We start from the raw sequence: 19370 nt of genomic DNA, 5'->3' as shown, positions 1-19370 counted from the left end.
AGTCATGTCGGATAAACTGACCCAAGAACAGCAAGATCAGTTGGATGCAGCAACGTTTCGTCGTTTCCTGTCTCATTTGGATAATCACAAAGAAGTGCAGAACATTGATCTGATGATCCTGGCGGACTTCTGTCGTAACTGTCTGGGTAAATGGTACAAAGCTGAAGCCGATAACGCTGGCATTGAAGTGAGTGACGAAGAAGCGCGTGAGCGCGTTTACGGCATGCCTTACAGCGAGTGGAAAGCCAACCACCAACTGCCAGCGACGGATGAGCAAATGGCGGCATTCAACGCTCGTCAGAAAGCCAAAGAAGACAAGTAAGCCTCAATACCAAAAGAGAAAAGCGCCGATTGGCGCTTTTTTTATGCGGTTTCGTCTGAAAGGTAGGTGAAGGCATCGCGGCTTAATAGTTTTGGATACAGCTCTTTCAACACTTCCATTTTTGGCGCAATCACGCGGCGGCAGAAGGGCTTCGCGGGATTCCGCCAGAAGTAGTTTTGCTGGCGGGCTGGTGTCGGATAAAACGCCACCATAGGCGAAACCTTAGTTACCACAGGCTTTGCGTAATCTGACGCAGCGCTCTCCAAGGCCTTTGCGCACTGCGCTATATGTGCCGTATTCGTTGGGTAAATGGCGCTTGGATAGCTTTCCCTGAATGAATGATTTGATGTGCAAGCATGCGAGTCCAAATGCACACGAATCACATCCTCTAGCGAAATTTCCTCTTCGTCGATTCGAAACAGCACCGCCTCCACATGCTTACGATCTTCTGTGACTAAAAATCCCTGTTCGACATTCGACACGCCTTTTAACGCGTTGAAGATGGCTTCCATGCACCAGTAACAAGTACCACTGACAGCAAGATACATATCGCCTCCAATAGAACAAGATAGGTATAGAGTAGAACCGGAGATGAGGCGTTATTCTTTCATATGGTCTAATTCCCATCGTTATGCCATGTTTTTTCAATAATAAATTATCGTTTAACGATAATTTATTATTGATCTTTTTTGTTCTGATTGTATCTTAAGCCCATACCCGAGGAGAGAGTGCTATGCAGAAAATACAAACTTACAGTCGAAACATCAGAAGAGCGATCCAACTACTGATGTGCCTTTTGCCCTTAGGCGCTATCTACTACTGGATGACGGCTCAAACGGACATGGATTTTATTTCGCGGTTTGGGATTGTTGGTGATACGCGTGATATCAGTGCCTATACATCAGCACCGTTGACCTTAGAAACCCGTATTTTTGCTGTTCTTGCGAGTGCCTTGCCTATCGGTGTGTTGCTCTACGGTATGGCTCTGCTGGTAAAACTGTTTCGCCGCTATGAATCCGCTGAGATCTTCTCGGTAGATACCGCAAATTGCTACCGCCTGCTGGGGTTCACCTTTTTCTATTGGGTTCTGGCAAATCTGGTTTTTGGTGGGTTGATATCCGTTATCCTCAGCTTCAATAATCCGCCAGGCGAGCGTGTGCTTTCTCTCTCTTTGGGAAGTGTAGATATTGTTACTGTGCTCTGTGGCTTTATGATACTGACAGTTGGCTGGGTTATGCGTGAGGCACAAATCATCGCCGAAGAACACCAGCACACAATTTAGGGAAAGTTATGGGAATTACAATCGACCTGGACGTTATGATGGCCAGGCGCAAAATGAGGCTCAAAGAACTATCAAAATTGGTGGGTGTGACGGAGCAGAATCTTTCAATACTGAAAAACGGAAAAGCAAAGGCAGTACGGTTTAGTACGCTGGAGAAGATCTGTGAGGTTTTGGAATGTCAGCCAGGGGATATATTGATCTACGCTGCTGACAAAGCTGCGGAATCTGAATAGACGCGGAATTTGAACAGAAAAGAGGGCTCAAGTGAGCTCTCTTTACTTTAGATAGATATCCCGATTTAGGGCAATCAGACACTTTTGCTGTCCAGCGACGCCATCACGTTCTCTTTGTCTTCCAGGTAGCTGTCCAGACCTTTCTGGCGAAGGTCACAAGCAGGGCAATCGCCACAACCTTTGCCAATCACGCCGTTGTAGCAGGTCAGGGTGTGGTCGCGTACAAACTCCAGCTTGCCGTATTTATCCGCCAGTGCCCAGGTCTCTGCTTTGTTCAGCCACATCAGCGGCGTGCGGATTTCGAGCTCACGATCCATCCCCAAGACAAGCGACTTATTCATTGCCTGCACAAAGTCATTGCGGCAATCCGGGTAGCCAGAGAAGTCTGTTTCACACACACCGGTGATCACGGTTTGTGCGCCCAACTGGTAAGCGTAAATGCCTGCCAGTGTCAGGAACAGAATGTTACGACCTGGTACAAAAGAATTTGGCAGGCCATTTTCCTGAAGCTCGTGAGAAACCAGAATGTTGTCACGGGTCAGCGAACTGATCGCCAGTTCGTTCAGCAGACCAACGTCCATCACTTTGTGCGAAGTGGCACCCAGCGCGCTCGCAACATCACGCGCGACGTCGATTTCCTGCTTGTGGCGCTGGTTATAGTCGAAGGTAATACAATGCACTTCGTCAAACTCAGACAGCGCCTGAATCAGGCAGGTGGTTGAATCCTGTCCGCCACTAAAGACGACAACAGCTTTTTTCATGGCTACATCCTTTACCGGAAAGATGGTTTATAGGAGCAGGAGTTTAGCCTAACTGTTTGTCGAGCTCTATGGTCGCGTGATAATTGTCTGTGCGTTTATACGCTGAGGAAGTAGTGAAAATAGGTTTCATCCTTAACATAACCCAACGACTCATAAAGCCTTTGTGCGCCAAAATTATCCGGTGCAGTTTCGAGCGCCAACCCATTCGCCCCTGTATCAATCGCCAGTGCTTTAGCTGCGCCTAACAGGGCTTGTCCTATGCCTTTACCGCGTTGGGAGTCCAGTACAAACAGGTCATTCAGAATCCAGCTTTTGGTTGCGGAGACCGATGAGAAAGTGGGGTATAGCTGAGTAAATCCGATAGCATGTCCGGCTTCATCTCTGGCAATAAAAATGGTTGAATCCCGGTTTTCAAGTCGGGAATGAATGAAGCTGCAAGCGAGGTCGATGTCACTTTCTTTGCCATAGAACATACGGTAGAGGTTAAAAAGATAGGCGACGCCGTTAACGTCTTCTAGTGTTGCTTTAGAGATGGTCATAATAAAAAGTGCTGGTGAAGGAATCAGCGTGCCAGAATGGCATGTGGAATCGATGAAGGTCAGTGCATTTACACCTCTGTTGAATGGCTTTCGAGAGAGATCCCGCCCAGTTGAAAAATGAAAGCGCACCGAAGTGCGCTTTTACTAAAGTTCACTTTAATTACTCAAACTTCTTTAGTTATTCCTGCATTGGCGCGATATCAACAGTTTTGTAAAAATCATGGAAAACCAAGTTTTCAGGGTCAACGACGCTCAATTTCGTGTGCGGGGATCGGTAGCGCATGAAACGTCTGTGGTTATTGAAAACTAGACATCACGCCTTAAAAGTCAACCATAGACTGAACTAAGGAGGTATCGCTATGTACAGTGTTGAGCTGAGCACCAACGAGAAAAAGCCATGTGCATGTCCGAAATGTGCAGCCAATCAGGCACAAGCATCTCCATTGAGGCATAAAAAGTCAGAGATTTTGTCCAAACCGAAGTCACTGATGATAGCGACTGGACATGATCAGTTTGAGCAGGAAGCTGATCGTATGGCAAATAATGTGGTCTCAATGTCTCAACCTTTAGTATCACCTCGTCACAACATTGGCCAAGTTGCAAGAAGCGGTACGGTCCATCGATCTGCATCCCTACCCATCACCAATTTTTCCAGTTCGGCCGCCAGAAGTACTGAAGCCCCAGACATCGTTCATCAAGCGCTGGGGGAGAAGGGGCGGCCGCTGGATAATGAAACCCAGTCATTTATGTCTTCTCGGTTTGGGTACAATTTTTCAAGTGTCAGAGTGCATACAAGTCGGTTGGCAGGTCTTTCTGCTGAGGCGATTGGAGCGAATGCTTATACGTCAGGCAATCACATTGTTTTTTCACCCCAGCAATATGCACCGGGTACAGATGTGGGTAAGCGGTTGATCGCACATGAATTGACTCACGTCATTCAGCAACAAAACGCGTCGGCGACGACAGGGAAAATTCAAAAACAAGCCAATAATAAGTCAGCGTCACCGAAGACAAGTCCAGCACCTGTTTGTGGACCAGATGTCACGCAACAAGTTAAAAATGCGGTATCCCGCACCGGTTCAACGTTTGGTGGGTGGCCCAAAAAAGATCGGGAAGACCATTGTGACGCGCTGGATAGCTACAAAACCGGTGGGTTTGCTTGGGATATCTTTGAGCTTCATAACAATGCATGGATTTACCAGAATTATCGCCCAGCTTGTGCGACAAAAGGGGCAAATCCGCCATGCGGTTCAACTGTAGAAGTCGATAGTGAGTGTAGTTATGCAGGCTCGCCCAACTATGTGATTTATGGAAAGATGTGCAAGCTTTGCTATGACCACTATAAAGCACAAAGTAATACTTCTGGTATGAAGCGTTTCACCAAGAGTGAGATGAAAAGTTGGATCAATTATTATAAAGGTACTGGTATTACGCCTTGGGGAACACCGTCAGGAAACTTCATTCCCTCCACTGAGTGGGCGGTTGCGGGCTATGACGGATGGCCAGGTGTCAGTTCACCGAAAGGTGACAGGCCGACCTGTAATCCGACCTGCCCCACAGCTTATAAAGGAAGAAACTTTCGCGTGGCGTGGTTTCGATACAGCAATGCCAAGCGAACCTTTATTTAACCAAACTTCTTCAGGTATTCCAGCGTCGGCGCGATATCACCAATGTTCGCGTCCACCCACTCTTCATTGAAATAGGTATCTAAGTAACGTTCGCCGCTGTCGCAAAGCAGGGTGACAATAGAACCTGTTTCGCCGCGTGATTGCATCTCTTCTGCCAGCATCAATACGCCATATAAGTTGGTGCCTGTTGATGCACCTGCTTTTCGACCGAGGATGTTTTCCAACCAGTGGACCGTGCCGACACTGTCTACGTCTTTGATGGTTTCCATACGGTCAATCACGCCTGGGATAAAGCTTGGCTCAACGCGAGGGCGGCCGATGCCCTCGATTTTTCCGCCGCGATCCAAAGTGAGTGACTGGTCACCGGTTTTGTAGAAATCATGGAAAACCGAGTTTTCTGGGTCAACCGCCATCAATTGCGTATGCTGGCAACGGTAGCGGATGAAACGGCCGATGGTGGCGGAAGTACCGCCGGTACCAGGGCTCATCACAATCCAGTTTGGCACAGGGTAACGCTCGTACTTCATCTGACTGAAAATGCTGTTGGCGATGTTGTTGTTGCTGCGCCAGTCGGTGGCACGCTCAGCGTAGGTGAATTGGTCCATATAATGGCCATTCAGTTCCTGCGCAAGGCGGCGTGATTCTGCGTAAATTTCGTCAGAGCGATCAACAAAGTGGGCTTCGCCGCCATAGAACTGTATTTGTTCGATTTTCTTTTTCGCCGTGGTACGCGGCACAACAGCGATAAAACGAAGGCCAAGTAAGCGAGCGAAGTAAGCCTCAGAAATTGCCGTACTGCCGGAAGATGACTCGATGATAGTGGTGTCTTCTTTGATCCAGCCATTACACAGTGCGTAAAGGAAAAGGGAACGTGCAAGACGGTGTTTCAAGCTACCCGTTGGATGGGTGCTTTCATCTTTCAGGTAGATATCGATCTCTGGGAAATACGGCAGATCCAGTTTGATCAGGTGGGTATCCGCTGAGCGCTGGAAATCCGCTTCGATTTTACGAATTGCGTCGCAAACCCATTGTGAGGAATTAGCAGGAGCGTTTACTTCAGTCATCATTGGCTTACTTCATAATAATCAAGGTTATACCAATAATATAATCTCTCTTATGAAGTAAATTTTTACCATTTCTCGTCTAAATATCGCTCGTTAGAGAAAAACATTCTATCATTGTTGCCTAAAAGTAAAATTTTTCTTTTAATCACAGTAAGGGAGAATTTTTCGCCTGTAATTTCGGAAATGGTAAAACAGTTATGACAATTTCACTGGATAATGTAGATCGCCAATTGTTAGATTGCTTGCAGCGTGACGCATCGCTGTCACTGTCAGATCTTGCCGAACGGGTAAACCTCACAACCACGCCTTGTTGGAAACGTCTCAAACGTCTTGAAGAAAGTGGCATCTTGCAAAAGCGTGTCGCCCTTTTAGACCCTGAAGCGTTGGGGCTCTCGTTCACCGCCTTTGTCCAAATTAAAACCTCAAACCACTCTGAAACCTGGTACCGCAAGTTTGTGGATGTCATTACCCCCTTCGCTGAAGTGATGGAATGCTATCGCATGGCAGGAGAATACGACTACATGTTAAAGGTGCAAGTGGCAGACATGGCGGCATTTGACCGCTTCTATAAAAAGCTGGTTAACAGTATTGATGGCCTGACCAACGTCACGTCAACGTTCGCGATGGAGCCTTTGAAATACACTACCGCGTTACCGCTCTAAAAAGACTCAGCAAACAAAAGCTTGAGCAATAAAAGTCAGGCAAGTCAGAGGCCTGAAAAGTAAGTTGGCTCGCGCAGGGGAGGATGAATGCGCATATTTTTGGAACTCGGGTGGTTTTTCCGAATGGCGTGGAAACGCTATGTCGGCGCCATTGTACTCTTATTTTTCGTCGCCGGTTTTGAACTGATCCCGCCGAAAGCCATTGGTTGGCTGGTGGACGGTGTCATGGCAGGCGATATCAGCAAAAACCAAATGTTTATCGCGCTTGGGGCGATTGTTGCGCTCTGGATCGTGGTGTATTTCATGCGCGTTGTCTGGCGCGTATGGCTGTTTGGCGCTGCGGCGCAGCTCGGCACCGTACTTCGTGACAAGCTTTATCAGCACTTTACCCGCCATGCGCCACGTTTTTTTGAGCGTTACCGCACGGGCGATTTGATGGCGCGCTCCACCAATGATGTGAAGGCTGTTGTGATGACGGCGGGTGAGGGCGTATTGACGCTGGCAGACTCGTTGATCATGGGGGTTGCGGTGCTGATTGTCATGACCACCACCATCAGCTGGGAACTGACCCTGTTGGCGCTGGCACCCATGCCAGTGATGGCGATTATGGTGAACCGCTTCGGTAAACAGCTCCATCATAGATTCAGCGCTTCACAGGCGGCATTTTCATCGCTCTCGGAAGAAACCCAATCGTCGCTCAATGGCATTCGGATGATCCGCGCGTTTGGTTTGGAGTCTCAGCAGGTTGACCGCTTTAATGCGGTGGCGGATGACACGGGCGAAAAGAACATGGCCGTAGCAAAAGTCGATGCCATGTTTGACCCAGTGATCTTCCTGACCATTGGTACCTCGTTTTTCTGCTCGATTGCAGGTGGTGGTTACATGGTGGCAAATGGCACCTTAACCTTGGGCGAGCTGACCGCATTTACCCTTTATCAAGGCTTGATGATCTGGCCGATGCTGGCGGTTGCCTGGTTATTCAACATCATCGAACGTGGTTCGGCTGCGTGGAAACGTATTAAAGAGTTGCTGGAAGAAAAGCCGGATTTGGTAGACGGCGATAAAGCCTTACCAGCAGAACGTGAAACCCTTTCTATCGCGATTGATCAGTTCACTTGGCGCGGACATGACATTCCAGCGCTTCGCGATGTGAATGTTGAATTGGCACCCGGAAGAATGCTGGGTGTGGCGGGGCCAGTGGGCAGCGGTAAAACCACCATTTTGTCTTTGATGCTGCGTTTGGAAGATCCTGTTCAGGGTCGCGTCAGCTATGGCGGTACAGACCTTCGCGATTTCAAGCTGGGCGAGTGGCGCGGCAAGCTTGCGGTTGTTACTCAGGCTCCGTTTTTGTTCTCTCGCAGCATTGCCGACAACATTGCGCTGGGTAAGCCGGACGCAACACGCGAAGAAATCCGTGAAGCGGCGAAGCTTGCGTGTATTGATGAAGACATCATGCAGTTCCCGGAAGGCTACGAAACGCTGGTGGGAGAAAAGGGTATTACGCTTTCCGGTGGTCAAAAACAGCGGATTTCCATTGCCCGTGCTTTGCTGCTGGATGCGGAAATTTTGGTAATGGACGATGCCCTATCAGCGGTGGATGGCCGCACTGAGCACCACATCCTGAAAAATCTTCACGACCGCGCACAGCACCAGACCACCGTAGTGATTGCACATCGTTTGTCGGCGTTGGAATCGGCCGATGAAATCATCGTGTTGCAAAAAGGGCATATTGAAGAGCGTGGCACGCACAAAGCCTTGGTGAATGCCAACGGCTGGTATGCCGAAATGCAGCGTTATCAGCAACTCGAACAAGCACTGGAGGAGGCGCTATGAGTAAACGTGGAACCTTAAAACGCCTTCTGAGTTACCTGCTTAATGACAAAGCAGGCTTCGCGGTGGCGGCTATCTTCCTGCTGTTTGCGGTGGTAGCCGATGTCAGCGGCCCGTGGTTAATTCGAATTTTCCTCGATGACTATGTCGCTCAGGATTACTATCCACCAAATGTTCTATGGGGGCTGGCCTTGGCCTACATTGCGGTCACGGTACTCTCAGGTCTGTTGCACTATGCCTATGGGATCCGGTTCAGCCGAATCGCGATTGAAATCGTCCAAACTATTCGCAAACGTGTGTATGCCAGCATCATCAACCAGCCTTTGTCGGCGTTTGACTATGTACCAGCAGGTAAATTGGTCTCGCGCGTCACCAACGATACCGAATCGCTGAAAGAGCTTTACGTGCAAGTGGTCGCGAGTTTCCTGCAAGCGACAGCGCTGATCATCGCCATGCTGACGGCCATGTACTTATTGAGCCCGACACTCACGGTTGTAGTAGCGATTCTTATCCCTTCTGTGGTTTTGGTAATGTATTACTACCAACGCCGCTCGTCACCCGCTTATCGCGACTCGCGAGACTTGCTGACCGACATTAACAGTGTGATGAGTGAGTCGATTCAGGGGATGAGTCTAATTCAGTTGATGGGACAGGAGCAGCGTTTCTCAGAGCGCTTTGCAGATTTAACCGAGCAACACTTCAACACCGAAGTGCGCATCGTGAAAATCAACGGCATTTATCTTCGCCCGCTGATCGATTTGATGTCCGGTGTGGCACTGATCTCTTTGGCTGCGCTATTCGGTTGGCACGGCAATGAGTTGATTGGTGTGGGTGTGCTTTACGCCTTTATCAGTTACCTCGGCCGTGTCACTGAGCCATTGATAGAACTGATGCAGCGCTTGTCTTTGCTGCAACAGGCGATCATGGCGGGCGAGCGTCTGTTCGAGCTTATGGATGCCAAACAATATGTTTATGGTGACGATGACCGCGCCATTGAATCCGGCACCATCGATATTGAAGGGCTGAACTTCAGCTATGACAGTAAAACGCAGGTGCTGACCGATGTGAATGTCTCGGTTAAAGAGGGCGGCTTCCTGGCTCTGGTAGGACATACTGGCAGCGGTAAGAGTACGCTCGCTTCCTTGCTGATGGGCTTTTATCCGGTACAAAAAGGCACGCTGAAGTTGGGTGGCAGAGAGCTGTCGACCCTGACCCAAAACGCGCTCCGTTCTGGTATTGCCATGGTTCAGCAAGACCCGCACGTGCTATCTGATACCTTCCGCGCCAACGTGAGCCTTGGCCGCGATATTTCAGATGAAGCGATTTGGCAGGCGTTGGAACAGGTCGATATGGCGGACTACGTGAAGCACTTGCCGTCAGAGTTAGATACCGCCATTGGTACTGGTGACATTACGCTTTCCGCGGGTCAGAAGCAGCTTCTGGCGCTGGCGCGTGTGCTGGTGGATAAGCCGCGCATCCTGATTCTGGATGAAGCGACCGCCAACATCGACTCCGGCACCGAAGAGCGTGTGCAGCAAGCACTGGCAGCACTGCGAAATACCATGACGATTGTGGTGATCGCGCACCGTCTTTCGACCATTGCCGATGCCGACAACATTCTGGTGCTGCATCGTGGTCACGTGGAAGAGCAGGGTAACCATCAGCAGCTTTTGGCGAACAAAGGTCGTTACTGGCAGATGTACGAGCTACAACAAACCCGAGCACATCTGGAAGAGCTGGAGCAAATTGCCTCTGGTGAGACAGAAACGCAGGAAGGAGTCGCCTAAGCTAAAGGCTTTTCAACACCGGGCGGGGAGAGTATGGAAACCATCATCGATATCTGGACATCTAATCCGACAGAAAAAGGGACTGCCTATGTGGTGCCTGACGGCTGCCGTGATGTGATTGTGACAGAAACCGAGGGTGTGCAGCAGGTGCATGTCTCCCCGCTGTTTGATGCCACTATTGCCGTTGATATAGGGCCAAACGCAAAAATGACTGGTTATCGCTTAGCACCGGGAACATGTGTGGACGAAAGCCAGTTAATGGCCGCCATTGGAAAAGACAGCCATGATCTTTTCGATAAGATTGCTGCCTTTTCACGTCGCTTTAGCAATGTCGATGAAGCGCTTTTCAGCCTAGGCGAGCGGGTGGGCTCTGTGGCTGATATTGCGCGTTCGCTTGGTGTCAGTGAGCGAACCTTGCAAAGGCACCTTCTCAAACATAGCGGTAAATCACCTCTATTCTGGCAGCAATTGGCAAGGGTAAGACAAAGTGCCCGTGCCATTGCCGAGGGTGCACCCTTGATTGATACTGCCTTTGAATTTGGCTACGCCGATCAGGCGCACTTCAGCCGCGAAATTAAACGCTGGTTCGGCGTGACGCCCAGTGAGCTGCTAGTCAGAAAAGATCTTACCGTACAGCTTTACATGCCAGGTTATGACACCCAAGTGGTCTAAGTTCTATGTCTTATCTCACTTGGGTACGAGCTACTATCTCAAACGTAAATCGGCTTGCAATTTATTGATCTCATGGGAGAGTTCCTGACTTTTGAAGTATTCCTCCTGAGAGTAACTATTATAAAGCGTTGAGTTGTCCGTAAACTGTTCTAACTGGCTTTTGATCGTGTCTGTATTGGCATCTAACAGGCCAATAGTAGTTTGGTCGCTGACTGTTTTACCTGCGGCATCGTAATATCTGGACTCGTTATTGGTGTCATCCAAGGGATCGCAATAAGCACCTGCTTGTTCAAGATCACCACTAGTTCGAAGGTCGTTAAAGGTTTGCGGAGTGAGAGGAGATTGACCTTTTGCGCCTACCGTACACCAACTGACTTTGGTACCTATACCTTCAAAGAAAGCAGAGACCATGTTGACGGCAAAGTAAGCTTTAGTGCTGGAAGCTGCACTCAGTTTGTACTCGCCAACGCGAGTTCCGCCTACAATTTGATACCACGCACCCGAACCATTTCTAATGTTGGCAAAATAGGTTTTAATCAAGCTTTCGTATGATTGGTTACCAAACGTGAAATCACGGATAAGGTCGACAGTTTTACTATCTCCAGTCGCAAGGCTTCTTAGCTTGTGGTTGTACTTCCCAGCATCATCTTGTGAGAACGAGTGAGACATGCCTGTCGTCTCATTGCTATTTTTATCCTTCAGCCAACCGACATAGGTCGTTCTATCCAGACGGCCGTCCTTTTGCTGCACAACAGACCAAGCATCACGTAGGTTGACGATGCCATTGCTGTCAGTTTCTACCGAGTCAAAATGGGCATGATTGCGAGTATCGCAATCGTAAAAATTTGATGCATAGTAGAAATTAGCAATCCAGTCTTTCGCTGCTACATTTGACGTTTCAACTTTACCCGCTACTCTTGCGCTGGCGACGCCGGGAAAGTCTTTATAGGTATTCAACAGATATTGAGGCAAATGTGCTCTGTATTGGTCCTCACTTTCATCCACCCAGCCGCCATTAGTGATGTTGTCCAGATGCATGTATGCCTGACAGTCTCCCCGGTTATCTGCTTTGAAGAACCCTGTATTAGATGACGTTGCTTTTAGGCCGATATAGCTGATGGGAGAAGGTTCAGTGTTCGCTACACTGCCCGAGGCTGGTGCGACAGACATTTGCGGGATGCTTGGTATTTGAACGGTTTGCTGACCTGAAGATTCATCACCGCCACAGCCAACTAAACTCACTGCTGCTGATGCGAATAATATCTTCTTCATTAGACCTCCAATAAAATAAAAAACAGTGTTCAAAATAAGGCGCGAATCATACGTAGATAAAATATCGAAATCAATGTCTATAAAATTTCTTATCAATGGTGTTAAGTGATGTGATTTGGTGTTGTTTTGATGTTGCTAGCGTTAGCGGTTTGTTTCCTGGTGGAGGCATGGTGAAAGCACCTATATCAAATAGGTTGTTATTGGCATGCGGCCACAGTCCGCTAACCCTAGTTTGTGCGTGAGCTAGCTATTTACTGTCGTACAAATCTCTACCAGATACCCATTCAAATCGCGTACGTAAGCGGTGGTTTGTCCCCAAGGCATTTCTTCAGCATCCTGCACCAACTCCGCCCCTGCTTTCAGGGCATTGGCAAGGTTTCCTGCTACATTATCGGTTTCAAAGGCAATTTCAAAGTTGGGAGAATACGGGTTTCCAGAACTTGGGTGCTTGCCGAGCGAAGTCATCAGCTCTAGTGATGAAAAAGAGAGTTTGGTGTCGCCTGTGTTTAGCTCGCCATAATCGCCACTTGCATGCAGAAAGGCGCGTTCCAGTCCGAAGGCTTGTTCGTAGAAGGCCAATGTTTGTTCAACATTTTCCACGTACATAATTGCGTATCGAAATTTCATCACTCTCTCTCCTTATTGGTGTTTTGTTCATTCTGTCTTTTGGTAGAAAAGGAGTCTTGAAGATTTCCGACAGCCTAAATCGAAAGATATGCCTCGTAACTTACGGTGTGGTTAATATCCCGAAATTTCAATGTATTGAGAGGTCAGTCGATAGTCATCATTTGGTCATTCCGGTGGAACATAAACGTCACCCGACAGAAACCGAACTGTCATTTTTCAGCCCTACCTTAGCCTCCGCTTTTTCTTTATTGGGCAAGAAAGCCCCTCAAATACAATAAGGTAGTAAGAAATGAAAAACGCAGCGTTAACCTCTGCAATGCTTATCGCACTGGCTTCAACTTCTTCTTTCGCGGCGACGGTATACGACAGCGAAGGAACATCCCTGAAAGTCGGTGGCCGTGCTGAAGCGCGTTTCAACGTGTCTGACAATAACGAGAGCGATACGAATAGCTCTTTTGAGGACAAATCCCGCGCGCGCTTCAACTTGAAAGGCAAAACAGAAATCTCTGATGACTTCTACGGTTTCGGTAAATACGAAGCAGAATTCAGTGGCAGCGACAGCCTGAAAAACCGCTATTTCTTTGCCGGTTTCGGTACGTCTGCCGGCGAGTTTTCTTACGGTAAGCAAGACTCTGCGCAGGTTCAGCTGACTGACATTACCGACGTGATGGCAACCTTTGGTGGCGATGCGGCAGACTTGGTTTCAGGTAACAAAGATAAGCGTGAGAACAACTTCCTATACGCAGGCGAGTTCGATGCATTGTCTATTCAAGCCAACTACATTTCAGCCGACGAGAAAGACGCCGACAGCTACGGTATCTCAGCCCTGTATGGTTTTGGTGTAGTGAGTCTGGGCGCGGGTTATGTTTCTCAAGATGCGGGTACAGAGAGTGATGACCAAATCAACTTGGCAGCCGAATACTCACAAAACGGCCTCACGCTGGGCGCACTGTACACAGCGGGTTCAAAAGGCAACCAAGACTACACTGGTTACGAATTAGCGGCACAATACAAAGCGACCAAGAAGCTGAAGCTAGTGGCGGTATATAACTTTGGTGAGTACGACAACACCAATACCGAAGAAGCAAACAACTTTGCTGCTGAAGCGGTTTACAAATTCAACGGCAACTTCCGCGCTTACGCAGGCTACAAATTCGAAGGCCTTGATGGTCAAGATGACGAGCTGCAAGCTGGTATGCGCTACGATTTCTAAGTTAATCGCGCGAAAACAGAAAAGGTCAGCAATGCGCTGGCCTTTGTCATTATTGGTTCTACTTGTTAAGCCTTCGGACTTTTCCGCATTAAGCCTTCCTGAACTGCAGAAGCGACCAGCTCACCTTTCAGGTTATAAATTTCACCACGCACCAAACCGCGTGAACCGCTGGCTGATGGGCTATCAATCGCGAATAGCAGCCACTCATCCATACGAAATTCGCGGTGGAACCACATCGCATGGTCGATGGTGGCGACTTTCAGCCCTGGAGTCATTAGGGTCACGCCATGAGGCTGCAATGCGGTGACTAAGAAGCCCCAGTCCGAAGCGTATGCCAGCAGATACTGGTGAACGCGCGGGTCGTCGACCATCTTGCCATTGGTGCGGATCCAAAGGTATTGCTTGGCTTCCTGTTTTTCAGGGGCGAGAGGGTTCACTACTACAGCGGGACGAACTTCAATCGGGCGGTCGCCACCAAATGTTTCAATCACTTTTTTCGGTAGGTGCTGGGCGATTGATTCAACCAGTTGTTTTTCTGACATCAAGCCTTCCGGCCCCGGAACCTGTGGCATAGTGAACTGGTGCTCATAACCTGGTTCATTCTTATGATAAGAGGCCGTCAGGTAGAAAATGGGCTTTCCGTACTGCACGGCTTTCACGCGGCGGGTGCTGAAGCTTTGACCATCACGCAAATTTTCTACGTCATAAACGATAGGCTTTTCTGGGTCGCCGGGGCGAAGGAAATAGCTGTGGAAGGAATGCACAAAACGGTCGCTCTCGACAGTGCCTTTGGCGGCGGAAAGTGCCTGACCAATCACCTGACCACCGTAAACCTGAGGCAGGCCAAGGTTCTCGCTCTGTCCACGATACAGCCCTTCTTCAATCTGCTCTAGCTTAAGCAAAGCCAGCAGTTCTTCCAATTTCGTACTCATAAATCCTCTTTAAGCCAGTCTGACATCATAATTGACAGAAAAATGACAGATCGCTCTCATCATGTCGTTTATTTCGAACTTAATCAGCATGTATGCTCTCTAACCTTATTAGGTGGCACACATTACTCTACCTAGCGCGACAACCTGCGGATGTTGAAAGGTGTGATCTCAAATCCACATTTTTTTAATGGTTGAAAATGCAACGGTGATAAACTTGTTATTGGTTTTATCAGTATATTAGACGCTTGCGTCACTTGGAGTTTTACCATGAAGAAGGCCTTTTTTGGATTTTTTGCTGCGTTGATGGCGTTAGCGTTTACCGCATGCACTGACATTATAAAGGACCCGGACATGGCAACAGTAACTGGCGAAGTCTTTTACCTTCAGCGTATTGCACTGCCGGATAACGCAAAACTCACGGTGACTCTGGCGGATGTTTCATTAGCTGATGCGCCAATGGACGTGATAAGTAGCCAGTCTTACATGACCGAAGGCCGTCAGGTACCATTGCCATTCTCGCTGACTTACTCGCCATCAGAGATCAAACCAGGCCACACCTACAACGTGAGCGCGCGCATCGAAGTCGACGGCGAACTGATCTTCATCAGCGACGCCGCTACCCATGTGATTAACGACCCGGCGAAAACCCAGAATGTAGAAGTGCAAGTGGTCAGCGCGGTGCGCTAAACAGCACTAAGCGGGTTCTCCATCCCACCTGAAACGGCGCAATGACACTGCGCCGCTTTCTTTAACTTCTACCCCATCATCCAACAGCTTCTCACGTTGTCTTATAAAGCTCTCTCCCTTCAGTGAGATCATCCCACTGGAGTTGATCACCCTAAACCAAGGGAGCTTGGAATCCTTCGGCAGTGAGCCAAGAAGCTTGCCGACATGGCGTGCGTGACGGGGAAACCCTGCTAATTTTGCGACATCACCGTAAGTTGTTACTTTTCCTGAGGGGATTTGGATAAGTACTGCATAGATTTGGTCATCAAAATTGGGCATATTGAAACTGACGGAGAAATTATAATTAGAAACATCATACCTCACCTGACAACAAAAAGATTATCGCAGGAATGAGGTATCACTGTCGGCATGAAGCGCAGGAGGTGCTAAATGTGGTATGCGACGACGTTAATGATGACAGCAGCAGTCACGGTCATGGGCGCTGCACTTTCTTCTGCCTTTGCTGAAGGCGATATCCCCCTGCTTGCTTTCGCGATCCCCGCTCTCTTTTTTGCAGGTTCCGGCGGTATCGCTGTATGGATTCTTGCACTTGGCTTGATTGGCTTTGGCGCCATGATGCCTTACCAACCCGTTGCCATTTCACTCAGCCTTTGGATGATCCTTCCCGCTCTGGTGCTCATTACCGGAGAGCGCCGTAACTGGCAGGTCTCATTGCTGGTTATCTCAGTCGTTATCGCCATGGAATGCGGAGTACTCGCACTGCAAGGCGACGAGAAGCTCGGTGGTGCCATCAGCTACACCTTAATGCAGATCTTTTGCGTCATCATGGTTTGGGTCGCGACCTACTTCTGGAAGCCAGTGAAGAAAATCAGCTGGTGGCCTGTGGCGCTGATTGTTGCGCTATTGGCAGGCGGACAAACCCAAGGTGCCATGTTCGCCTTCTGCGGCGGTATGCTGGTGCTGGTACTCCAGGAACTCCAGCGCATCGGTGGGGAACAGCGCGGCGATAAGCTCTGCGTGATTCTTCCAGCCATTGCCTTTGCTACCATCGTGGTCTTCCCGCAATTCTCAGTGCCAAACCCGGTGTTTGTGGCTTGGTTGTTGTCTCTTACCATTGCTTGGCTCGGCGATTACCTTCTCCACACAGAAAACGAAGAAGAGTAGGGCGGGTAAATTCTCACCACTTGGTTGCTGAAAGCCAGATAACCCCTTGCATTGGGCGTAGCCATCCCACATAATGCGCTCGAACCAACGGTTTCTTTCTCAAGAGATTTTTGGTGTATCAAATCTATGGAGGCCCCCTTGGTCCTCCCGCAACACTAACTTGTGTACTGGGTCAGGTCCGGAAGGAAGCAGCCCGCGCTTGGGACGTGTGTGCCGGGATGTGGCTGAGGGGGCTTCCACCCATCTAGCGTTCTGAAAATTTCTCTTTTTTACATTCCCGGGACTGTTCAGCCACGCAAAAAATTCGATTTACTCATCCGAAATTCCCTTTTAATTACCTCAATCTCATCCAACGATTTAGAAAACATACCTTAACTAGAATAAAACAAGCAGCAACAGTACTTATTTGTTGGCTTCACATTTTGTTTATTTTCAGCATCGATGTGACTAAAACACTGGTCTGAATGACCATTTTTGGTGTTTAACTAAGAGAAACGATAGGCAAATGTTTTTCGACAAAGCTTAAAACACTTTCATACAGTGATTATAATGAGTCCCGAATATTTAACGGACCTTTGGTATCAAAGGTATGTACTTTCTGAAATGGATTCTGTTTACTTCATTGAGCCTAAATTACAACTCAAGGGTGGTGTATGAAGAAAGTACACTTTTGGATGATATTCCTTTTGGTAGCTGGCTGTACCTCAAGAGAGAGCCACTATACAGACTCCCCACTTTTAGAGGTATTTGAGAGGTCATGGAATGCACCAAATACTGAAAAAACCATTGCTCAGCTAAGATCGGCTTCAAATAAAGGAGATGCTGAAAGCCAATATCTACTTGGATGGTCATACGACGAAGGGCAAGGTGTAAAACAAAGTGCCAGTGAGGCAGTGAAATATTACAAAATGTCAGCAGATCAAGGTTATGCTCCTGCTCAAAATAATCTTGGTTGGATGTACCAGAATGGCAATGGGGTAAAACAAAATTTTGAAGAGGCGGTTAAATATTATCGTTTAGCGGCTTTGCAGGGCTTTGCACTACCTCAATTCAACCTTGGCTGGATGTATGAAAAGGGACAGGGCGTTGAGCAAAGCTATGATAAGGCTTTGACGTACTACCGTTTGTCAGCGAAACAAAACTTTGCTAGAGCGCAATATAGCTTGGCTAATTTGTATAAATCTGGTTCTGGTGTTGAGCAAAGCTACGAGAAAGCGGTGACGTACTAAGAATTGGCCGCTGACCAAGGTTATGTATTTGCTCAAACCCAGCTTGGCTGGATGTATCAAAAAGGCTTGGGAGTGCCACAAAATGATCAAATTGCCGTTGAGTATTATCACACAGCAGCAAAAAAAGGTCATACCAGAGCTCAAACCAACCTTGGCTGGATGTATGAAGATGGAAAAGGTGTCACTCAGAGTAATACAAAAGCTATGGAGTATTATCGCTTAGCTGCGGAACAAGGATACGCTCGTGCGCAAACCAACCTTGGCTGGATGCATGAAGATGGGAAAGGTGTTACTCATAGTAATACAAAGGCTTTGGAGTATTATCGCTTAGCTGCGGAACAAGGATACGCTCGTGCGCAAACCAACCTTGGCTGGATGTATGAAGATGGGAAAGGTGTTACTCAGAGTAATACAAAGGCTTTGGAGTATTATCGCTTAGCTGCGGAACAAGGATACGCTCGTGCGCAAACCAAGCTTGGCCGGATTTACGAAGATGGGAAAGGTGTTACTCAGAGTAATACAAAAGCTTTGGAGTATTATCGCTTGGCTGCGGAACAAGGATACGCTCGTGCGCAAACCAACCTTGGCTGGATGTATGAAGATGGGAAAGGTGTCACTCAAAGTGATACAAAAGCCGTGGAGTATTATCGCTTGGCTGCGGAGCAAGGATACGCCCGTGCGCAAACCAACCTTGGCTGGATGTATGAAGAAGGGAAAGGTGTTACTCAGAGTAATACAAAGGCTTTGGAGTATTATCGCTTAGCTGCGGAACAAGGATACGCCCGTGCGCAAACCAACCTTGGCTGGATGTATGAAGAGGGGAAAGGTGTCACTCAGAGTGATACAAAAGCTTTGGAGTATTATCGCTTAGCTGTGGAACAAGGATACGCTCGTGCGCAAACCAAACTTGCTTGGCTTTACCGAAATGGATTGGTTGTAACTCAAGATTATGAGAAGGCGCTAGAGTATTACAAAATGGCAGCAGACCAAGGTTACAAAAATGCTCAAGCTAACCTTGGATGGATGTATTCAGAGGGACTAGGCGAACGTCGAAGTTATAAAACGTATCAAAAAGCAATTAAATACTTTGAGCTAGCTGCGGAACAAGGAGACAGCTTCTCTCAGGTTAGTCTTGGCGTTTTGTACGATATGGGATATGGCACCCCTCAAAATAAAGAGAAGGCTGTTAGATATTATCGCATGTCTGCGGAACGTGGAAATTTGCGTGCGCAATCTAAGCTTGGGTGGGCGTATAAAAGGGGCAAAGGAGTAGAGCAGAGCGATCTAAAATCTTACATGTGGTTTTACATTCGTCACTACAACCAATCCCCAGATGAAGAGTTCGAGGCGAATACCCGTTTGAATTCGGTTCAAATAAAAGAGGCTAAATGGATGGCTTTGAAATGCATCAGTTCAAATTATTCTGACTGTGATTAGGATAGGCCTGAGGCAGGTTTGTTGATCCT

The 19370-nt window shown here is 48.2% G+C and carries 21 protein-coding genes and 1 other RNA gene; 14 read left to right on the top strand and 8 right to left on the bottom strand.

What is annotated here, in order from left to right:
• Positions 1-4: 4 nt before the first annotated feature.
• Positions 5-322: a DUF1244 domain-containing protein gene (locus K6Q96_RS12595; protein ID WP_251876186.1), complete on the top strand. Its 318-nt coding sequence runs from the start codon at positions 5-7 to the stop codon at positions 320-322.
• Between the two features lie 41 nt (positions 323-363).
• On the opposite strand, the gene K6Q96_RS12590 is transcribed toward K6Q96_RS12595, so the two are convergent.
• Positions 364-870, bottom strand: a complete 507-nt coding sequence (locus tag K6Q96_RS12590; RefSeq protein WP_251876183.1) for a peptide-methionine (S)-S-oxide reductase — start codon at positions 868-870, stop codon at positions 364-366.
• 185 nt (positions 871-1055) lie between these two features.
• On the opposite strand from K6Q96_RS12590, the gene K6Q96_RS12585 reads away from it, so the two are divergent.
• Together K6Q96_RS12585 and K6Q96_RS12580 are read left to right on the top strand one after the other, a co-directional pair.
• Complete coding sequence (locus K6Q96_RS12585; RefSeq protein ID WP_002540961.1) at positions 1056-1604, top strand: DUF2975 domain-containing protein; 549 nt, start codon at positions 1056-1058, stop codon at positions 1602-1604.
• A gap of 8 nt (positions 1605-1612) precedes the next feature.
• Positions 1613-1837: a helix-turn-helix domain-containing protein gene (locus tag K6Q96_RS12580; RefSeq protein WP_039850349.1), complete on the top strand. Its 225-nt coding sequence runs from the start codon at positions 1613-1615 to the stop codon at positions 1835-1837.
• Between the two features lie 74 nt (positions 1838-1911).
• Here K6Q96_RS12580 and queC read toward each other — a convergent pair whose 3' ends face one another.
• Positions 1912-2598 carry a 7-cyano-7-deazaguanine synthase QueC gene (gene queC, locus K6Q96_RS12575; protein WP_251876181.1) on the bottom strand — a complete coding sequence of 229 codons (687 nt, stop codon included), beginning with the start codon at positions 2596-2598 and terminating at the stop codon, positions 1912-1914.
• Positions 2599-2693: 95 nt separating this feature from the next.
• Complete coding sequence (locus K6Q96_RS12570) at positions 2694-3137, bottom strand: GNAT family N-acetyltransferase (protein WP_251876179.1); 444 nt, start codon at positions 3135-3137, stop codon at positions 2694-2696.
• 359 nt (positions 3138-3496) lie between these two features.
• Between K6Q96_RS12570 and K6Q96_RS12565 the strand changes: the two genes are divergently transcribed.
• Positions 3497-4765, top strand: coding sequence for an eCIS core domain-containing protein (locus K6Q96_RS12565; protein WP_251876177.1), 1269 nt, complete (start codon positions 3497-3499; stop codon positions 4763-4765).
• On the opposite strand, the gene K6Q96_RS12560 is transcribed toward K6Q96_RS12565, so the two are convergent.
• Positions 4762-5832, bottom strand: a complete 1071-nt coding sequence (locus tag K6Q96_RS12560; RefSeq protein WP_251876175.1) for a PLP-dependent cysteine synthase family protein — start codon at positions 5830-5832, stop codon at positions 4762-4764. The genes K6Q96_RS12565 and K6Q96_RS12560 overlap by 4 nt on opposite strands.
• 194 nt (positions 5833-6026) lie before the next feature.
• Here K6Q96_RS12560 and K6Q96_RS12555 point away from each other — a divergent pair, with 194 nt between their 5' ends.
• From K6Q96_RS12555 to K6Q96_RS12540, 4 genes are all read left to right on the top strand, one after another.
• The gene (locus K6Q96_RS12555; protein ID WP_251876173.1) at positions 6027-6491 is read left to right on the top strand and encodes an Lrp/AsnC family transcriptional regulator; all 465 of its coding nucleotides are present in this window, start codon (positions 6027-6029) and stop codon (positions 6489-6491) included.
• Between the two features lie 87 nt (positions 6492-6578).
• Positions 6579-8324 carry a SmdA family multidrug ABC transporter permease/ATP-binding protein gene (locus tag K6Q96_RS12550; protein ID WP_251876171.1) on the top strand — a complete coding sequence of 582 codons (1746 nt, stop codon included), beginning with the start codon at positions 6579-6581 and terminating at the stop codon, positions 8322-8324.
• Positions 8321-10108: an ABC transporter transmembrane domain-containing protein gene (locus tag K6Q96_RS12545; RefSeq protein WP_251876169.1), complete on the top strand. Its 1788-nt coding sequence runs from the start codon at positions 8321-8323 to the stop codon at positions 10106-10108. Before K6Q96_RS12550 ends, K6Q96_RS12545 begins: the two co-directional genes overlap by 4 nt.
• 33 nt (positions 10109-10141) lie before the next feature.
• Entirely contained in the window at positions 10142-10780 is a 639-nt protein-coding gene (locus K6Q96_RS12540; protein WP_251876166.1) for a helix-turn-helix domain-containing protein, read from the top strand.
• A 33-nt stretch (positions 10781-10813) separates the two neighbouring features.
• Here K6Q96_RS12540 and K6Q96_RS12535 read toward each other — a convergent pair whose 3' ends face one another.
• Together K6Q96_RS12535 and K6Q96_RS12530 are read right to left on the bottom strand one after the other, a co-directional pair.
• Complete coding sequence (locus K6Q96_RS12535) at positions 10814-12052, bottom strand: hypothetical protein (RefSeq protein WP_251876164.1); 1239 nt, start codon at positions 12050-12052, stop codon at positions 10814-10816.
• Between the two features lie 243 nt (positions 12053-12295).
• The gene (locus tag K6Q96_RS12530; protein ID WP_251876162.1) at positions 12296-12679 is read right to left on the bottom strand and encodes a VOC family protein; all 384 of its coding nucleotides are present in this window, start codon (positions 12677-12679) and stop codon (positions 12296-12298) included.
• Positions 12680-12968: 289 nt separating this feature from the next.
• On the opposite strand from K6Q96_RS12530, the gene K6Q96_RS12525 reads away from it, so the two are divergent.
• Entirely contained in the window at positions 12969-13892 is a 924-nt protein-coding gene (locus tag K6Q96_RS12525) for a porin (protein WP_251876160.1), read from the top strand.
• A 65-nt stretch (positions 13893-13957) separates the two neighbouring features.
• On the opposite strand, the gene tesB is transcribed toward K6Q96_RS12525, so the two are convergent.
• On the bottom strand, positions 13958-14824 hold the full coding sequence (tesB, locus tag K6Q96_RS12520; RefSeq protein ID WP_251876158.1) for an acyl-CoA thioesterase II: 867 nt from the start codon (positions 14822-14824) through the stop codon (positions 13958-13960).
• A gap of 267 nt (positions 14825-15091) precedes the next feature.
• On the opposite strand from tesB, the gene K6Q96_RS12515 reads away from it, so the two are divergent.
• Positions 15092-15511: a YbaY family lipoprotein gene (locus K6Q96_RS12515; protein ID WP_251876156.1), complete on the top strand. Its 420-nt coding sequence runs from the start codon at positions 15092-15094 to the stop codon at positions 15509-15511.
• Positions 15512-15517: 6 nt separating this feature from the next.
• Here K6Q96_RS12515 and K6Q96_RS12510 read toward each other — a convergent pair whose 3' ends face one another.
• Entirely contained in the window at positions 15518-15829 is a 312-nt protein-coding gene (locus K6Q96_RS12510; RefSeq protein ID WP_251876154.1) for an MGMT family protein, read from the bottom strand.
• A 111-nt stretch (positions 15830-15940) separates the two neighbouring features.
• On the opposite strand from K6Q96_RS12510, the gene K6Q96_RS12505 reads away from it, so the two are divergent.
• The 4 genes from K6Q96_RS12505 (at position 15941) to K6Q96_RS12490 (ending at position 19341) form a co-directional block, all read left to right on the top strand.
• Positions 15941-16675: a VP0952 family biofilm-associated protein gene (locus tag K6Q96_RS12505; protein ID WP_251876152.1), complete on the top strand. Its 735-nt coding sequence runs from the start codon at positions 15941-15943 to the stop codon at positions 16673-16675.
• A gap of 136 nt (positions 16676-16811) precedes the next feature.
• Positions 16812-16908: signal recognition particle sRNA small type (gene ffs, locus K6Q96_RS12500), an RNA gene on the top strand.
• A gap of 420 nt (positions 16909-17328) precedes the next feature.
• Positions 17329-17904 (top strand): tetratricopeptide repeat protein, encoded by a 576-nt coding sequence (locus tag K6Q96_RS12495; RefSeq protein WP_251876150.1) that lies wholly within the window; start codon positions 17329-17331, stop codon positions 17902-17904.
• Positions 17905-17907: 3 nt separating this feature from the next.
• Positions 17908-19341, top strand: a complete 1434-nt coding sequence (locus K6Q96_RS12490) for an SEL1-like repeat protein (protein ID WP_251876148.1) — start codon at positions 17908-17910, stop codon at positions 19339-19341.
• Positions 19342-19370: the final 29 nt, after the last annotated feature.

It is taken from the genome of Grimontia kaedaensis (assembly GCF_023746615.1).
Classification (GTDB): Bacteria; Pseudomonadota; Gammaproteobacteria; order Enterobacterales; family Vibrionaceae; genus Enterovibrio; species Enterovibrio kaedaensis.
This window is presented reverse-complemented; position numbering and strand designations above follow the sequence as displayed.

What these genes read in the sequence shown, in the direction of transcription:
- K6Q96_RS12510 (WP_251876154.1), bottom strand. Translation starts at nt 15,829, where the DNA reads ATGCCCAATTTTGATGACCAAATCTATGCAGTACTTATCCAAATCCCC.
- K6Q96_RS12495 (WP_251876150.1), top strand. Translation starts at nt 17,329, where the DNA reads ATGAAGAAAGTACACTTTTGGATGATATTCCTTTTGGTAGCTGGCTGT.
- K6Q96_RS12590 (WP_251876183.1), bottom strand. Translation starts at nt 870, where the DNA reads ATGTATCTTGCTGTCAGTGGTACTTGTTACTGGTGCATGGAAGCCATC.
- K6Q96_RS12530 (WP_251876162.1), bottom strand. Translation starts at nt 12,679, where the DNA reads ATGAAATTTCGATACGCAATTATGTACGTGGAAAATGTTGAACAAACA.
- K6Q96_RS12580 (WP_039850349.1), top strand. Translation starts at nt 1,613, where the DNA reads ATGGGAATTACAATCGACCTGGACGTTATGATGGCCAGGCGCAAAATG.
- K6Q96_RS12535 (WP_251876164.1), bottom strand. Translation starts at nt 12,052, where the DNA reads ATGAAGAAGATATTATTCGCATCAGCAGCAGTGAGTTTAGTTGGCTGT.
- K6Q96_RS12560 (WP_251876175.1), bottom strand. Translation starts at nt 5,832, where the DNA reads ATGATGACTGAAGTAAACGCTCCTGCTAATTCCTCACAATGGGTTTGC.
- K6Q96_RS12545 (WP_251876169.1), top strand. Translation starts at nt 8,321, where the DNA reads ATGAGTAAACGTGGAACCTTAAAACGCCTTCTGAGTTACCTGCTTAAT.
- tesB (WP_251876158.1), bottom strand. Translation starts at nt 14,824, where the DNA reads ATGAGTACGAAATTGGAAGAACTGCTGGCTTTGCTTAAGCTAGAGCAG.
- K6Q96_RS12515 (WP_251876156.1), top strand. Translation starts at nt 15,092, where the DNA reads ATGAAGAAGGCCTTTTTTGGATTTTTTGCTGCGTTGATGGCGTTAGCG.
- K6Q96_RS12505 (WP_251876152.1), top strand. Translation starts at nt 15,941, where the DNA reads ATGTGGTATGCGACGACGTTAATGATGACAGCAGCAGTCACGGTCATG.
- K6Q96_RS12595 (WP_251876186.1), top strand. Translation starts at nt 5, where the DNA reads ATGTCGGATAAACTGACCCAAGAACAGCAAGATCAGTTGGATGCAGCA.
- K6Q96_RS12585 (WP_002540961.1), top strand. Translation starts at nt 1,056, where the DNA reads ATGCAGAAAATACAAACTTACAGTCGAAACATCAGAAGAGCGATCCAA.
- K6Q96_RS12565 (WP_251876177.1), top strand. Translation starts at nt 3,497, where the DNA reads ATGTACAGTGTTGAGCTGAGCACCAACGAGAAAAAGCCATGTGCATGT.
- K6Q96_RS12540 (WP_251876166.1), top strand. Translation starts at nt 10,142, where the DNA reads ATGGAAACCATCATCGATATCTGGACATCTAATCCGACAGAAAAAGGG.
- K6Q96_RS12570 (WP_251876179.1), bottom strand. Translation starts at nt 3,137, where the DNA reads ATGACCATCTCTAAAGCAACACTAGAAGACGTTAACGGCGTCGCCTAT.
- K6Q96_RS12550 (WP_251876171.1), top strand. Translation starts at nt 6,579, where the DNA reads ATGCGCATATTTTTGGAACTCGGGTGGTTTTTCCGAATGGCGTGGAAA.
- K6Q96_RS12525 (WP_251876160.1), top strand. Translation starts at nt 12,969, where the DNA reads ATGAAAAACGCAGCGTTAACCTCTGCAATGCTTATCGCACTGGCTTCA.
- queC (WP_251876181.1), bottom strand. Translation starts at nt 2,598, where the DNA reads ATGAAAAAAGCTGTTGTCGTCTTTAGTGGCGGACAGGATTCAACCACC.
- K6Q96_RS12555 (WP_251876173.1), top strand. Translation starts at nt 6,027, where the DNA reads ATGACAATTTCACTGGATAATGTAGATCGCCAATTGTTAGATTGCTTG.